The sequence below is a fragment of the Rhizobium giardinii bv. giardinii H152 genome, from assembly GCF_000379605.1.
In the GTDB taxonomy this organism is placed as follows: domain Bacteria; phylum Pseudomonadota; class Alphaproteobacteria; order Rhizobiales; family Rhizobiaceae; genus Pararhizobium; species Pararhizobium giardinii.
Map to the genome: position 1 here is coordinate 1 of NZ_KB902767.1, position 1,487 is coordinate 1,487.

The following is a 1,487-nucleotide window of genomic DNA, read 5'->3' on the forward strand; positions in this document are numbered from 1 at the left end:
GACACTTTGATAATTGCTTCGATGCGGGCCAGACTTCCACCAGTGGCAAGAGACAACTGGCTGATCACGTTGAGGGCTGCCAATTTTGCGGCGTCGTATGCTTCACTTTCTGTCACCGTCTCGCCAACCTTGCCAACGTATTTTACGGCGCCGTCCTCCAGCGGCAACTGGCCCGAGACGTAAACTTGGCCGCGGTCAATTTTGAACCCAAGGAGGTTTCCTGCTGGCTTTGTGATCTTTGGTAGAACCAGGCTAAGCGCTTCGAGACGCTCTTCGGGCGTTGAGTTCATTGCATCACATCCCTTTGAGAGAATTCGCGCGCCTTAGCCAGGAAGCTATTGAAGACAACAGTATCAATTTCAGCCACACCGTATTCGGGATGCCATTGAACGCCAACGGCAAAGCACCCGTCCCGCGCCTCTAAAGCCTCCAGCACGCCGTCCGGTGCGCGCGCTAGCGCTTCGTATCGCGGTGAGGGCAGGACTGACTGATGATGAACACTGTTGACACTAAAAGTCTGTCCGCTCAGGATCGCCATATGACGGGATGTGCCTGAAAACTGAACCGTATGCTGAACGACGGTAGCCGACTGCATCGGCTTATGTTCAAGGGCCTCGCGAATTTCCGTCGGTATATCTTGGACTAGTTGTCCCCCAAGGCAGACCGCCAAAAGCTGCATTCCGTTGCAGATTCCAAGTATTGGCATCTGACGCGCCAGTGCTCCATGAATGAGCGCGCGCTCGAAATCTGTTCTGATGGGCTTCATTACGTAAGGTTTTTTCGCCACTTGACCATACAGCCCGGGATCGATGTCGAACATGCCACCGGTAATCATCACCCCATCGATGGCATCAAGGTATTCTTCAACCTGATCGCCATAAGGAAGGATGAAAGGAAGACCACCAGCGTTTTGCACTGCATCGGTATAGTTTTTTCGAAGAACGTATTCCGTTTCTGGAGCGGCCGTATCGTTGATGTCGGGAGTTATTCCGATGCGAGGGAGACGAGTCATATCAAGCCTCACGAAAGCCACGCGCGAGCGACATCTTCGTAGATCTCGACCGCTTTCAACACATTATCGACCGATACCGACTCGTCAGGCTGTCCGCTCAGTCCAAGCGATCCTGGTCCGATTATAGCGAAGGGCACAGAAAGCCCTTCCAGGAGAACAGTGCCATCGCTGTAGTAAGAGACGCCCTTGATGTCCGGTGCCCGCGTTAAATGACGGCCGCAGGTATGGACGCAGAGCTTGACGAATTCGTCCTCGGGCTTGCTCTCCACTGCAGGTTTGAAATCAAGAACGCTGACCGATACGCCAATTTGGGCTATCGACCGAAACAGTGCGACAACAGCTTCGTGATCGGCAAATGGGGGCAAACGAATGTCAATGTCCACCGCGCAATGGTCCGGGGTGAGATTTACCGCTGAACCGCCCTGTATGCGACCGACACGAACTGTTGGTTCGTCCAGAAGTGGGTGTTCTGGAA

Annotated in this window: 3 protein-coding genes; all 3 read right to left on the reverse strand. The window is 53.7% G+C overall.

Translation table 11 applies throughout. From position 1 onward, the window contains the following. On the reverse strand, positions 1–290 hold a 290-nt coding region (locus A3AY_RS0134270; protein ID WP_018330181.1), incomplete at its 3' end, for a RidA family protein. Beyond that, positions 287–1,012: a gamma-glutamyl-gamma-aminobutyrate hydrolase family protein gene (locus A3AY_RS0134275; RefSeq protein ID WP_018330182.1), complete on the reverse strand. Its 726-nt coding sequence runs from the start codon at positions 1,010–1,012 to the stop codon at positions 287–289. The genes A3AY_RS0134270 and A3AY_RS0134275, both read right to left, overlap by 4 nt. A gap of 8 nt (positions 1,013–1,020) precedes the next feature. Continuing rightward, positions 1,021–1,487 (reverse strand): M20/M25/M40 family metallo-hydrolase (locus A3AY_RS0134280; protein WP_018330183.1); only part of this gene is annotated, 467 nt, incomplete at its 5' end.

Excerpts from the sequence above, each read along its gene's own strand:
- A3AY_RS0134275 (WP_018330182.1), bottom strand. The coding sequence starts at position 1,012 with ATGACTCGTCTCCCTCGCATCGGAATAACTCCCGACATCAACGATACG.